The organism is Citrobacter sp. MGH 55 (assembly GCF_016906145.1).
GTDB classification, from domain to species: Bacteria; Pseudomonadota; Gammaproteobacteria; order Enterobacterales; family Enterobacteriaceae; genus Citrobacter_A; species Citrobacter_A amalonaticus.
The window spans coordinates 4,447,403-4,460,817 of sequence record NZ_CP070239.1 but is presented as its reverse complement, the minus strand read 5'-3'; the positions used below and the strand labels follow the sequence as shown (position 1 = coordinate 4,460,817).

Sequence of the window (13,415 nt, the reverse complement as noted above, 5' to 3'; positions counted from 1 at the left end):
CCGCCATCAGGCAATAAAGTCGGATGGCGGTGTAAACACCTTAGCCTGGTGAATAACGCAAGTCGTTGTTAATTAAATGGCGCTTCGTTCTTCAGGACACAATCAATGATGTCGAGGACGCCTTCTTTGTTGTTTGAGCCAGCTCGATATTTCGCGGCCTTCGCAATCGTATCTGCCGCATTTTCCATTGCAAAACTAAAGCCCGCCTGGCGCAGCATTTCAACATCATTTCCGCCATCCCCAAACACCACGACTTCACTATCGTCAATTCCCCAACGCTGCTGGAGCAGGCGCAGCCCGTTCGCTTTGTGTACGCCGGGGATAATGAGATCGATGCTGCCATAGCCGGTATGAACGGGCACCATGATATCGCCAATGGCGTTGTGCAGGGCTTGCTGAACTTCCGGGATCCGGTCATCAGAGATGTTCAGGCCAAATTTGAAAAACACGTCATTGATATTGTTGAAATCATCCACGAATTCGAGGCGGTGATAGTACATGCCGGCGGTGGCTTTCATCTCGTCGTTGTACGCTTTCAGGGTATACGCACTGTTCTTACCGCAGGCGATGATTTCGACATCGGCGCGGGTTAACAGGTGATCGACGATGGCGGTAAAATCGGATTTCGCCAGATCGCCGTTAAAGATATCCTGGCCTTCGCTTACCACCCAACCGCCGTTTTCGGCGACAAAGGAGATCTCATGGGCAATCTCAGGAAAGAAAGAGATGAGCTGGTAGTACTGATTGCCGCTGGCGACCGCAAAACGAATACCCTGCGTTTTCATCTGCTGATACTGTGCAAGAAAACGTTCGCGATTATAGGTCTTTTGATCGCTCAGAAAAGTGCCATCCATATCGACTGCAATTAACTTAATACCCATTTATCCCTTCTCCATCGCAGTTTGCGTAGTTGAATTTGGTTTGGCGACGGCTCTGGCGACAACGGCGGCCAGCAGTACCAGCGCCAGCACCACCAGCATGGCGCTACGTAAACCGTAGTGTTCGCCGAGGTAGCCGAGCAGCGGAGGGCCAACGAGAAAGGCGAGATAGCCGGTAGTTGCCACGACGCTAACGCGTGTCGGTGCATCCGGCCCCGTGTCGCTGGCCGCAGAAATGGTTAACGGGAAACCGAGCGATGCGCCCAGGCCCCACAGTATCACAGAGACGCCGGCCACCCAGGCGCTGTCGACGAAAATAATCAGACCAATACCGAGCGCGCCCATCAGGGCGCTGGCGCGAACCACCGCCACACGACTGTAACGGTCAATAAACCAGCCACCGGTAAAGCGCCCGACGGTCATCCCGAGCGTGAACCCTGCGTAAATCAGCGAGCCGGAAGTCGGGCTGAACCCGTGACCGTCGACCATCAGCAGCGGTAACCAGTCGTTGGCGGACCCTTCAGCAAAGGCCATCGCCAGCACCACAACGCCAATCAGCAGCAACTGAATATCGCGCCAGAAGGGGACGCCTTTTTCCTGGTGATGAGAACCGTCGTTGGCGTTTTTGCCCGTCCCGTCAGGAATGGCCTGGATGGCAATAAAAATCGGCGCAATCGCCACCAGCGAAGCCAGTACAATATGCGTGGTTGCCGCGACGCCGAAGGCTGTCAGTGCCATCCCGATACCCGCGCCCGCCAGCGTGCCGAAGCTGTAAAAACCGTGCATCATCGGCAAAACGGTTTTGTTCATCTCACGTTCGACGGCCGCCCCTTCAATATTGATCGCCACTTCTGCGGAACCAAAACTGGCGCCGAATACACCTAAACCCAGCGCGAACAACACCGGGGAGGTGAGCCAAAGCGCCAGGCTTAGCACCAGCATCCCTACAATTGCGCAGGACATGGTGGTGCGAATCACCTTTCGGGTGCCAAATCGTTTCACCAGCCAGGCCGAACAAAGGATGCCGCTCATCGAACCAATCGAGAGACCAAACAGTACGGCCCCCATTTCCGCCGTCGAGACCGAAAGCGTGTCACGAATAGCGGGCGTGCGCGTGGCCCAGGAGGCCATCAGCAAGCCGGGCAAAAAGAAGAACATAAAAAGCGCCCAGGTACGGCGTTGCAGGGCTTTGCGGGAGGAAGTCAATGTCATCAGGGAAGCACCAAAAGTACAACAATAGCGACAACACTAGCAAGTTTGTGTACATTTGTACATAAATCAGAAGGGGAATTTATGAGCAGACGACCAAACGATCCGCAGCGTCGGGAAAGGATACTTCAGGCAACTCTGGAGACAATTGCTGAGCATGGGATTAGTGCTGTAACGCATCGTAAAATCGCCAGCTGTGCAGGGGTTCCACTGGGATCCATGACATATTACTTCGAGGGTATGGACTCGTTGATTGAAGAAGCGTTCACGCGTTTTACGTGCGATATGGCGCAGCAATATCGTGATTTTTTTGCCGGGGTGACCGGTCCGGAAATGGCTTGCGAATCGATCACCACCCTCATTTACAGTTCAGAAGTGACGACGCCGCATAATATGGAGCTGATGTATCAGCTGTACGCGATGATGAATCGTAAGCCGACGCTAAGAAGTGTGATGCAGGACTGGATGCAAACCAGTCAGAGAACGCTTGAGCAGTGGTTTGATCCTATTACCGCCCGGGCGCTGGACGCTTTTATTGAAGGGATGACGTTGCATTTTGTGACTGACCGGACGCCGATGACGCGCGAAGAGATCCTGCAGATGGTTAAACGCATCGCCGGGTGAGCATCGTTGAGGGTGATAGTGGTTGTCTCCCCGGCGACACAAATGTCTTGCGCCACACGATCCTGCTCTTCATGCCGATCATCAGTCAGTATGGTTGAGGAAGGGGGTAAAGACGGGAGAGGAGAAATGCAGGCAACAAAAAACCCATCAACCTTGAACCAAAACGGCGGGGTTGATGGGCTCCACAAATTGGGGACATCAAAGAAAAGCAGTGGCACTAGTTATGACTGACACCTTGAGGAAAAGTTCTACATATCTGCAAAAAATTTTCACTTAAGGGACAACTTCAGTTTTATCCTAGGCCTGGCCAGATGATGATGATGAGTGTCCCCGCCAGTGTCAGCAGCACGTTGGCTATCGCGTAGGTACCTGCGTAACCGAGTGCCGGGATATTGCTACGCGCGGTATCGCTGATAATTTCCATTGCCGGTGCGCAGGTACGCGCCCCCATCATGGCGCCAAAAAGAAGCGCCCGGTTCATGCGCAAGACATAGGCGCCGAACAGGAAGCAAATGATCACCGGCACCAGGCTGACGATCAGACCAGCAATCAGCATTTGACCGCCAATCGCCCCTAACCCCTGACCGATGCCACTGCCCGCGCTTAAGCCAACGCCTGCCATAAAGACCATCAGGCCGAACTCTTTCACCATATTCAGCGCTCCCTGCGGGATGTAGCCAAATGTGGGATGGTTAGCACGCAGGAACCCCAGCATGATCCCGGCGAACAGCAATCCAGCGGCGTTACCGATGCCGAAACTGAAGTTGCTGAACTGGAAGGTGATCATGCCGATCATCAGACCAATAATGAAGAACGCACAGAAGGCCAGCAGATCGGTGACCTGGCTGTGAATCGAGATAAAGCCAATACGATCCGCGATTGTTTTCACCCGGCGCGCGTCGCCGCTGACCTGCAATACGTCGCCTTTGTTGAGCACCACGTTGTCATCAATCGGCATTTCAATCTGCGAACGAATCACGCGGTTCAGGAAGCAGCCGTGATCGGTGAGCTTCAGTTGCGCAAGACGGCGTCCCACGGCATTGTGGTTTTTCACCACGATCTCTTCCGTGACGATCCGCATATCGAGCAGGTCGCGGTCGAACACCTCTTTGCCGTTACGAAAGCTGGGGTCGAGGCGGGCATGAGCATCCGGATAGCCGACCAGCGCGATTTCATCACCCATCTGCAGCACGGCGTCACCGTCCGGGTTTGCCAGAATACCGTTACGACGGATGCGTTCAATGTAGCAGCCAGTTGCGCGGTAAATGCCGAGCTCCCGCAGGTTCTTTCCGTCCGTCCAGGCGACCAGTTCCGGGCCGACGCGATAAGCACGAATGACCGGCAGGTACACCTTCCGGTTCGTGTCGGTGTCCAGACCGCGTTCACGGGCGATTTGCTGGGCGCTGGTTTGCAGATCCTGATGCTGTAATTTTGGCAGATAGCGTGCGCCGACGATCAGGCTGACCAGACCGATCAGGTAGGTCAGTGCGTAGCCCAGGCTCAGGTTATCCAGCGCCCGGGAAAGCTGTGCGCTCTCCATTCCAAAATGGCGCAGCGTATCGCCAGCACCGACCAGAACCGGGGTAGACGTCATTGAGCCAGCCAGCATACCGGCCGTCAGGCCGATGTCCCAGCCAAATAGCTTCCCCAAACCGAGGGCGATCAGCAGCGCGCTGCCGACCATCACCAGAGCCAGCATCAGGTAATTCTTCCCGTCCCGAAAAAAAATGGAAAAAAAGTTAGGACCCGCTTCAACGCCGACACAAAAAATAAACAGCATAAAGCCCAGATTCAGTGCGTCAGTGTTAATACTGAAATGCTGTTGCCCTAATAAGAGAGAGACGACTAAAACGCCAATGGAATTACCCAGTTGGATGGAACCCAGACGCAATTTACCGAGACACAGGCCGAGAGCCAGTACAACGAATAATAACAGGATGTAATTCCCATTTAACAAATCGGCGACGTTTATATTCACGGAGACTAACTTCTTGTTTACGAGTAAGCTGTTGAAAGAAATGGTAATTTAGGCTACTGTTTTGCCATCAAATAAGGGCGATTGTGACATATTCACAGCCCGAATATAAGCGGCACAACAATATAATCTGGCTAGTTTAATCTCATTACGTATCAACGGCTATAAGAATCGTGTTGGCGTATTTTGGCACGGAATGCTGAACGGCTTTATCTGACTGGACGCCTTTGGCGAAAAGTGTGTTCGATAGAGACAGTGTCAGGAGAAAAGATTGAAATATAAGCATGGTTGGGTAGGAGCGGTCTGCTGCTTTGTGCTCTTTATGGTTGTCTGTCTTTTTCTGACGATGAACATGAAAGGGGCATTTCGGGCGGCCGGGCATCCTGAAATTGGGCTACTGTTTTTTACGCTGCCAGGCGCGGTCGCCAGTTTTTGCTCTCATCGCCGGGAGGTGATCAAACCGCTCCTTGGCGCGATGCTTGCGGCACCTTGTTGTTTGCTGCTCACGCGTCTTTTCTTTACGCCCACTCGCTCGCTGTGGCAGGAGATGGCGTGGTTATTCAGCGCCGTATTCTGGTGCGCTTTGGGAGCCTTATGCTTCCTGTTCATTAGCAGTTTGTTCAGACCGCGACAGCGTAAAAACCAATAACGCCCTCCGGAGAGGGCGTTATGACATCACTCACAGTACTCAGGCGAACAGGTTCAAATTCTCTTTCGCCCAGGCTTCAAAATCGGTGCAACCGCCGATGTGTTTCTGATCAACAAAAATCTGCGGCACGGTTTCAACCGGTTTGCCGACGGTCTTTTCCAGGTCCGCTTTGGTGATGCCTTCCGCGTGGATGTCGATGTAGCGATAGTTGAAATCATCGCGCTCGTTGCTCAGTTTCTCTGCCAGTTCTTTTGCGCGTACACAGTAAGGGCAACCCGGGCGACCAAAAATAACGGTAAACATTGTAGTCTCTCTCCTCGAACTCAAAGCCTGACGGCGAATGGCTGCTATGATGACGCTAATCGTCAGTCTTGAACAGTAGGTTGCACCTTTTACTTCGATACATTTAGTCTATATCTGTTAAACACATTCACGCTGAACGCCTTACACTATGTCTCACAAAAGGGGGCTTCCTGTGCGTATGACCGGCGCGTTACCGAAAAGTGTATTGATTCTGGAAATGGTGGGTATGGTGCTCCTGGCGCTGGCTTTGCTGTTGCTGAACCACTACCTGACGCTTCCCGCCCCGTTTAACAGCCCGTTAGCGGTCATTATCATGCTTTTTTTGGGCGTGCTGTTGATGATCCCCGCCGCACTGGCATTCGTCTGGCAAGTCGCGCAGCGGCTGGCGCCCCAGCTGATGAAGCCCTCATCCGATTCATCCCGTTCTGACAGAGAAAAAGAGAATGACTCCAACCATTAACCTTCTGCGTCGTCACCGTTCGATTCGCCATTATACCGATCAACCGATTACGCCTGAACAGCGAGAGGCGATTCTGGCCGCCGCTCAGGCGACCTCCAGCTCCAGCTTTTTGCAGTGTACGTCCATTATTCGTATTACGGATCCGGTACTACGTGACGCACTGGTACCCTTAACCGGCGGTCAACAGCACGTCGCGCAGGCCGCTGAGTTTTGGGTCTTCTGCGCCGACTTCAACCGTCATTTGCAGATTTGCCCTGAAGCGCAATTAGGCCTTGCAGAGCAGTTGTTGCTGGGCGTCGTTGATACGGCGATGATGGCGCAAAACGCGCTGACGGCGGCGGAATCGCTGGGTCTGGGTGGTGTCTATATCGGCGGATTGCGCAATAACATCGAATCTGTCACCGAGTTGCTGGCGTTGCCAAAACACGTACTGCCGCTGTTTGGGCTGTGCCTGGGCTGGCCTGCTGATAACCCGGAGCTGAAGCCGCGCCTGCCCGCAGCGATAGTGATGCACGAAAATCGTTATCAGCCGCTCGACAAGGACGTGCTGGCTGATTATGACGAACAGCTCGCGCAGTATTATCTCAGCCGTGGCAGCAATACCCGCCGTGACACCTGGAGCGATCATATTCGCCGCACGCTGATTAAGGAAAATCGTCCCTTTATCCTGGAATATTTGCATAAACAGGGTTGGGCCACGCGCTAAAAATTCTGCCGCTGTGTATGATACGCGGGATAGAGATCGAGTGATGCAGAGAGGTGCAGGGTGAAAATTGCCATATTGTCCCGGGATGGAACGCTCTACTCGTGTAAGCGCCTGCGTGAAGCGGCGATGACGCGTGGTCATCTGGTTGAAATACTCGACCCGCTTTCCTGCTATATGAACATCAATCCGGCGGCGTCCTCAATTCATTATAAAGGACGCAAGTTGCCTCATTTTGATGCCGTCATTCCGCGTATTGGTTCGGCGATTACCTTTTATGGTACGGCGGTGCTACGCCAGTTTGAGATGCTGGGCAGCTATCCGTTGAATGAATCTGTAGCGATTACCCGCGCCCGCGATAAGCTGCGTTCGTTGCAGTTGCTGGCGCGTCAGGGTATCGATCTCCCGATTACCGGCATTGCGCACTCGCCGGATGACACCAGCGATCTGATCGATATGGTTGGTGGCGCGCCGTTGGTGGTGAAACTGGTGGAGGGAACGCAAGGAATTGGCGTGGTACTGGCAGAAACCCGTCAGGCTGCCGAGAGCGTCGTGGATGCGTTCCGGGGGCTTAACGCCCACATTCTGGTTCAGGAATATATTAAAGAGGCCAAAGGCCGCGATATTCGCTGTCTGGTGGTGGGGGATGAGGTGGTTGCTGCCATCGAACGACGGGCGAAGGACGGCGATTTTCGTTCTAATCTCCATCGCGGCGGCGTCGCCTGCATTGCCAACATTACTCCCCGTGAGCGCAAAATTGCGATAAAAGCCGCGCAGACGATGGGGCTTGATGTCGCTGGTGTTGATATTTTACGCGCCGAGCGCGGCCCGCTGGTGATGGAAGTGAATGCTTCTCCGGGTCTGGAAGGGATCGAAAAAACCACCGGTATCGATATCGCCGGGCGGATGATTCAGTGGATCGAACGCCACGCGACGGCTGAATTTTGTCTCAAAACGGGTGGCTAGTCTTTAATATCGCCGATGATCGTGGCATGACGAACACTTTTTGCGTAAGCTGTGCCGGTATTTTTTTATCGTAAGAGGTAGCACATTATTATGACAGAATTGGTCGTTCCCACTCTGGATACGTTGCGGCAATGGCTCGACGACCTGGGCATGAGTTTTTTTGAATGTGATACCTGTCAGGCACTGCATTTACCACACATGCAAAATTTTGACGGCATCTACGATGCGAAATTAGATCTCGTCGATAATACGCTGCTGTTTTCCGCGATGGCTGAAGTGAGGCCTTCTGCGTTACTGCCGCTGGCCGCGGATCTGTCTGCCATCAATGCCAGTTCCCTCACCGTGAAGGCGTTTCTGGATATGCAGGATGATAATCTGCCAAAGCTGGTGGTTTGCCAGTCTTTATCCGTTATGCAAGGGGTAACTTACGCGCAGTTCGAGTGGTTCGTGCGCCAGAGCGAAGAGCAGATATCCATGGTCATTCTTGAAGCGGGCGCGCACCAGATGCTGTTTACCGCCGAAGAAGACGCGCAAAAAAGCAGCGTTGAGAACCATTTTCTTCACTGATTTTAACGTGAAGTATGGCGCGTATAGCGCAGTCGCTGCCAGAGCGGCTGCGGTTTACGTTCTTTTATTCTGCATTTAACCTTTCTTTAAAGAATTATTCACCTCCTTTCCCGCTATTTCGCTTTATCACATAGACATAAATTGCATAAAAAATTGATAAAAGGCGTTTTTTAATCTGGGCTATAGCCTGAAACCCTGGCTAAAGTTATTCTTGCGAAGCTTAATTACAGCGAGCAATAACGGTCGGGGGAGCGTCCACTCTTCCTGGTTTTTGCCGAGTGACAAACTATGCACGTTTCTTGCATAGCATTGAGTGCAACTTTTTTGGTTCGTTTGTTAACGAACTTTGATAAGGAAAGAGATTATGACCGCCTTAAATAAAAAATGGCTATCGGGTCTGGTTGCGGGTGCTCTGATGGCCGTCTCTGCCGGCACGCTCGCTGCAGAACAAAAAACACTCCATATCTATAACTGGTCTGATTATATTGCGCCGGATACGGTTGCTAATTTTGAAAAAGAGACCGGCATCAAAGTGGTCTATGACGTTTTTGACTCCAACGAAGTGCTGGAAGGCAAACTGATGGCAGGCAGCACCGGTTTTGATCTGGTAGTGCCTTCCGCGAGCTTTCTTGAACGTCAGTTGACGGCAGGCGTTTTCCAGCCGCTGGATAAGAGCAAACTGCCGGGCTGGAAAAACCTCGATCCGGAATTGCTGAAACTGGTCGCCAAACACGACCCGGACAATAAATTCGCGATGCCGTATATGTGGGCGACCACCGGTATTGGCTACAACGTCGATAAAGTGAAAGCGGTGCTCGGCGCTGATGCCCCGGTTAATAGCTGGGATCTGGTGCTGAAGCCGGAAAATCTTGAAAAACTCAAGAGCTGTGGCGTCTCTTTCCTCGATGCGCCGGAAGAGGTGTTTGCCACCGTGCTGAACTATCTGGGTAAAGATCCGAACAGCACCAAAGCAGACGACTATACCGGACCGGCTACCGATCTGCTGCTCAAGCTGCGGCCGAATATCCGTTACTTCCACTCTTCGCAGTACATCAACGACCTGGCTAACGGCGATACCTGTGTGGCGATTGGCTGGGCAGGAGATGTCTGGCAGGCCGCCAACCGGGCGAAAGAGGCGAAGAATGGCGTCAATATCTCCTTCTCGATTCCGAAGGAAGGGGCGATGGCCTTCTTTGATGTCTTCGCGATGCCAGCAGATGCCAAAAATAAAGACGAGGCCTATCAGTTCCTCAACTACCTGTTGCGCCCGGATGTGATTGCGCATATCTCTGACCACGTGTTCTACGCGAATGCCAACAAAGAGGCAACGGCGTTGGTGAGTGCAGAAGTGCGTGATAATCCAGGTATTTATCCGCCAGCAGACGTGCGCGCGAAGATGTTCACCCTGAAAGTTCAGGATCCGAAGATTGACCGCGTCCGTACGCGTGCCTGGACCAAGGTGAAAAGCGGTAAATAACCTTTTACCGTAGGCCGGGCAAGCGAAGCGCCCCCGGCAACCGGCGCACCGTTCTGGTGCGCCTGCACCATGATTGTTTCTGCCGGAGAGCACCCCGTGAATGATGCCACCCCACGCCCGCAGGCGAAAACCCGTAAAGCGCTGACGCCGCTCCTCGAAATCCGCAACCTGACCAAGTCCTTCGATGGTCAGCACGCTGTTGATGACGTAAGTCTGACCATTTATAAAGGCGAAATCTTTGCCCTGCTGGGCGCATCAGGCTGTGGAAAATCCACGCTGTTGCGCATGCTGGCGGGGTTTGAACAACCTACTACCGGACAAATCATGCTGGATGGCGTCGACCTGTCCCAGGTGCCGCCTTATTTACGGCCCATCAATATGATGTTTCAGTCCTATGCGCTGTTTCCCCATATGACGGTGGAGCAGAATATCGCCTTTGGCCTGAAGCAGGACAAACTGCCGAAAGCAGAAATTGCCAGCCGGGTCGACGAGATGTTAGGTCTGGTGCATATGCAGGAGTTCGCTAAACGCAAACCGCATCAGCTTTCCGGCGGTCAGCGTCAGCGTGTGGCGCTGGCGAGAAGCCTGGCAAAACGGCCTAAACTTCTGCTGCTCGACGAACCGATGGGCGCACTGGATAAAAAGCTGCGTGACCGTATGCAGCTTGAAGTCGTCGATATCCTTGAGCGCGTCGGCGTAACCTGCGTGATGGTGACGCACGATCAGGAAGAGGCGATGACCATGGCCGGGCGTATCGCCATTATGAACCGTGGCAAGTTTGTGCAAATCGGTGAGCCGGAAGAAATTTACGAGCACCCGACCACGCGCTACAGCGCAGAGTTTATCGGCTCGGTCAATGTCTTTGAGGGCGTAATTAAAGAGCGCCAGGAAGACGGTCTGGTGCTCTATTCTCCTGGGCTGGTGCATCCGTTGAAGGTCGATCCGGATGCGTCGGTGGTGGATAACGTGCCGGTGCACGTGGCGCTGCGTCCGGAAAAAATCATGCTCTGCGAAGAGCCGCCTGCCGACGGTTTTAACTTCGCCGTCGGTGAAGTGGTGCACATTGCCTATCTTGGCGATCTCTCCATCTATCACGTTCGCCTGAAAAGCGGACAGATGATCAGCGCCCAGTTGCAAAACGCTCACCGTTATCGCAAAGGTCTGCCGACCTGGGGCGATGAGGTGCGTCTGTGCTGGGATGCGGACAGTTGTGTGGTGTTGACGGTTTAAGGAGCGAAGATGAGTACACTTGAACCTCCGGCACGCGTAGAAAAACCAGGCGGCTTTACGTTCTGGCTGGCGCGCGTGCAGATGAAACACGGGCGCAAACTGGTGATAGCGCTGCCTTACGTCTGGCTGATCCTGCTGTTTCTGCTGCCTTTTCTGATCGTCTTTAAAATCAGTCTGGCGGAGATGGCGCGAGCGATCCCGCCGTATACGGAGCTGATGGAGTGGGCCGACGGGCAACTGTCGATCACCCTTAATCTCGGTAACTTCCTGCAGTTGACGGACGATCCTCTCTACTTTGATGCTTATCTGCAGTCACTACAGGTGGCGGGGATCTCGACGCTCTGCTGTCTGCTGCTGGGGTATCCATTGGCGTGGGCGGTGGCGCACAGCAAGCCGTCAACGCGTAATATTCTGCTGTTGTTGGTGATCCTGCCGTCGTGGACCTCGTTTTTGATCCGCGTATATGCCTGGATGGGGATACTGAAAAATAATGGCGTGTTGAATAACTTTTTGCTATGGCTGGGAGTGATCGACCAGCCGCTGACCATTCTGCACACCAATCTGGCGGTGTATATTGGCATTGTATACGCCTATCTGCCGTTCATGGTGCTGCCGATTTATACCGCACTGACGCGGATTGATTACTCGCTGGTGGAAGCGTCGCTGGATCTGGGCGCGCGTCCGTTGAAAACGTTCTTTAGTGTGATCGTCCCGCTGACCAAAGGCGGCATTATTGCCGGTTCTATGCTGGTGTTCATTCCGGCGGTGGGCGAGTTTGTTATCCCGGAACTGCTCGGCGGGCCAGACAGCATCATGATTGGTCGCGTGCTGTGGCAGGAATTCTTTAACAACCGCGACTGGCCGGTGGCGTCTGCGGTCGCGATTGTCATGTTGCTGCTGCTGATCGTCCCGATTATGTGGTTTCACAAACATCAGCAAAAAAGCGGAGGGGCCCACGGATGAACAACTTACCGGTAATTCGTTCGCCCTGGCGGATTATGATTCTGGTGCTCGGGTTTACTTTCCTGTATGCGCCGATGCTGATGCTGGTCATCTACTCGTTTAACAGTTCCAAACTGGTCACGGTGTGGGCGGGATGGTCAACGCGCTGGTACGGCGAACTGTTCCGCGATAGCGCAATGATGAGCGCGGTGGGGTTGAGTCTGACCATCGCCGCCTGCGCGGCGACCATGGCGGCGATACTCGGCACGATTGCTGCGGTGGTGATGGTGCGTTTTGGTCGCTTTCGCGGGTCGAACGGCTTTGCCTTTATGATCACCGCGCCGCTGGTGATGCCGGATGTGATCACCGGGCTCTCTTTGTTGCTGCTGTTTGTCGCACTGGGGCACGCTATTGGCTGGCCGTCGGATCGTGGCATGCTGACTATTTGGCTGGCGCACGTCACGTTCTGTACGGCGTATGTGGCGGTGGTGATCTCCTCGCGCCTGCGTGAACTGGATCGCTCCATTGAGGAAGCGGCGATGGATCTGGGGGCGACGCCGCTGAAGGTGTTCTTTGTGATTACGCTGCCGATGATTATGCCAGCGGTGGTCTCCGGCTGGCTGCTGGCGTTTACCCTGTCGCTGGACGATCTGGTCATTGCCAGCTTTGTCTCCGGACCGGGCGCGACCACGTTACCGATGCTGGTCTTCTCCAGCGTGCGGATGGGAGTTAATCCGGAAATCAACGCCCTGGCGACGCTGATACTCGGGGTGGTGGGAATTGTTGGTTTTATCGCCTGGTATTTGATGGCTCGCACGGAAAAACAGCGGATCCGCGATATCCAACGTGCAAGACGTGACTGAAGACACTAAAATCTGCCAACCTGGCTACATAATGCCGCGCTCGTCGCGGCATTGTTTTCATGGAAGACGATTCGTTGGGATTTTTTAATAAAACATCCTCATCACATGCCCGCCTGAATGTGCCCACGCTGGTGCAGGTGGCGGCGCTCGCCATTATTATGATCCGTGGGCTCGATCTGCTGATGATTTTCAACACCCTTGGCATTCGCGGACTGGGCGAGTTTATTCATCGCAGCGTGCAGACATGGAATTTAACGCTGGTTTTTCTCGGCAGCCTGATGCTGGTATTTATTGAAATCTGGTGTGCGTTTTCACTGGTGAAAGGGCGTAACTGGGCGCGCTGGATCTATCTCCTCACGCAGGTGATTGCCGCCAGCTATTTGTGGGCGGCCTCGCTGGGCTACGGCTATCCAGAGCTGTTCAGCATTGCGGGTGAGTCAAAGCGGGAGATTCTGCGTACGCTGGTAATGCAAAAACTGCCCGATATGCTGGTGCTGTTATTACTGTTTGTGCCCGCAGCCAGTCGTCGCTTCTTCCGCTTACAATAATGTGTATAATCCTCGCCCCTG

15 protein-coding genes are annotated in these 13,415 nt (G+C 53.7%); 11 read left to right on the top strand and 4 right to left on the bottom strand.

Going from position 1 to position 13,415, the window contains the following annotated elements:
* Nucleotides 1-68: 68 nt before the first annotated feature.
* Entirely contained in the window at nucleotides 69-881 is an 813-nt protein-coding gene (locus JTI98_RS18495; protein ID WP_216081639.1) for a Cof-type HAD-IIB family hydrolase, read from the bottom strand.
* Complete coding sequence (locus tag JTI98_RS18490) at nucleotides 882-2,090, bottom strand: MFS transporter (RefSeq protein WP_043001242.1); 1,209 nt, start codon at nucleotides 2,088-2,090, stop codon at nucleotides 882-884.
* A gap of 81 nt (nucleotides 2,091-2,171) precedes the next feature.
* Here JTI98_RS18490 and JTI98_RS18485 point away from each other — a divergent pair, with 81 nt between their 5' ends.
* Nucleotides 2,172-2,711, top strand: a complete 540-nt coding sequence (locus tag JTI98_RS18485; RefSeq protein ID WP_044256387.1) for a TetR/AcrR family transcriptional regulator — start codon at nucleotides 2,172-2,174, stop codon at nucleotides 2,709-2,711.
* Between the two features lie 292 nt (nucleotides 2,712-3,003).
* On the opposite strand, the gene JTI98_RS18480 is transcribed toward JTI98_RS18485, so the two are convergent.
* Entirely contained in the window at nucleotides 3,004-4,689 is a 1,686-nt protein-coding gene (locus JTI98_RS18480; RefSeq protein WP_043001240.1) for an aspartate:alanine antiporter, read from the bottom strand.
* A 268-nt stretch (nucleotides 4,690-4,957) separates the two neighbouring features.
* On the opposite strand from JTI98_RS18480, the gene JTI98_RS18475 reads away from it, so the two are divergent.
* Nucleotides 4,958-5,335 (top strand): inner membrane protein YbjM, encoded by a 378-nt coding sequence (locus JTI98_RS18475; RefSeq protein WP_099433408.1) that lies wholly within the window; start codon nucleotides 4,958-4,960, stop codon nucleotides 5,333-5,335.
* A gap of 39 nt (nucleotides 5,336-5,374) precedes the next feature.
* Here the strand turns inward: JTI98_RS18475 and JTI98_RS18470 are convergent, their stop codons facing one another.
* Nucleotides 5,375-5,638 (bottom strand): GrxA family glutaredoxin, encoded by a 264-nt coding sequence (locus tag JTI98_RS18470; RefSeq protein WP_000495514.1) that lies wholly within the window; start codon nucleotides 5,636-5,638, stop codon nucleotides 5,375-5,377.
* 172 nt (nucleotides 5,639-5,810) lie between these two features.
* Between JTI98_RS18470 and JTI98_RS18465 the strand changes: the two genes are divergently transcribed.
* The 9 genes from JTI98_RS18465 (at nucleotide 5,811) to JTI98_RS18425 (ending at nucleotide 13,394) form a co-directional block, all read left to right on the top strand.
* Complete coding sequence (locus tag JTI98_RS18465) at nucleotides 5,811-6,098, top strand: DUF1418 family protein (RefSeq protein ID WP_125339575.1); 288 nt, start codon at nucleotides 5,811-5,813, stop codon at nucleotides 6,096-6,098.
* Complete coding sequence (gene nfsA, locus JTI98_RS18460; RefSeq protein ID WP_043001237.1) at nucleotides 6,082-6,804, top strand: oxygen-insensitive NADPH nitroreductase; 723 nt, start codon at nucleotides 6,082-6,084, stop codon at nucleotides 6,802-6,804. The genes JTI98_RS18465 and nfsA overlap by 17 nt, the downstream gene beginning before the upstream one ends.
* Nucleotides 6,805-6,864: 60 nt before the next feature.
* Nucleotides 6,865-7,767, top strand: a complete 903-nt coding sequence (rimK, locus tag JTI98_RS18455) for a 30S ribosomal protein S6--L-glutamate ligase (RefSeq protein WP_044256380.1) — start codon at nucleotides 6,865-6,867, stop codon at nucleotides 7,765-7,767.
* 90 nt (nucleotides 7,768-7,857) lie between these two features.
* Nucleotides 7,858-8,334 carry a YbjN domain-containing protein gene (locus tag JTI98_RS18450; protein WP_043001235.1) on the top strand — a complete coding sequence of 159 codons (477 nt, stop codon included), beginning with the start codon at nucleotides 7,858-7,860 and terminating at the stop codon, nucleotides 8,332-8,334.
* 364 nt (nucleotides 8,335-8,698) lie between these two features.
* Nucleotides 8,699-9,811 (top strand): spermidine/putrescine ABC transporter substrate-binding protein PotF, encoded by a 1,113-nt coding sequence (gene potF, locus JTI98_RS18445; RefSeq protein ID WP_104446265.1) that lies wholly within the window; start codon nucleotides 8,699-8,701, stop codon nucleotides 9,809-9,811.
* A 96-nt stretch (nucleotides 9,812-9,907) separates the two neighbouring features.
* The gene (gene potG / locus JTI98_RS18440; protein ID WP_044264253.1) at nucleotides 9,908-11,041 is read left to right on the top strand and encodes a putrescine ABC transporter ATP-binding subunit PotG; all 1,134 of its coding nucleotides are present in this window, start codon (nucleotides 9,908-9,910) and stop codon (nucleotides 11,039-11,041) included.
* 9 nt (nucleotides 11,042-11,050) lie between these two features.
* Nucleotides 11,051-12,004 (top strand): putrescine ABC transporter permease PotH, encoded by a 954-nt coding sequence (gene potH, locus JTI98_RS18435; protein ID WP_043001233.1) that lies wholly within the window; start codon nucleotides 11,051-11,053, stop codon nucleotides 12,002-12,004.
* Nucleotides 12,001-12,846 (top strand): putrescine ABC transporter permease PotI, encoded by an 846-nt coding sequence (gene potI / locus JTI98_RS18430; RefSeq protein WP_044326564.1) that lies wholly within the window; start codon nucleotides 12,001-12,003, stop codon nucleotides 12,844-12,846. The genes potH and potI overlap by 4 nt, the downstream gene beginning before the upstream one ends.
* Before the next feature lie 59 nt (nucleotides 12,847-12,905).
* Nucleotides 12,906-13,394 (top strand): YbjO family protein, encoded by a 489-nt coding sequence (locus JTI98_RS18425; protein WP_043001232.1) that lies wholly within the window; start codon nucleotides 12,906-12,908, stop codon nucleotides 13,392-13,394.
* Nucleotides 13,395-13,415: the final 21 nt, after the last annotated feature.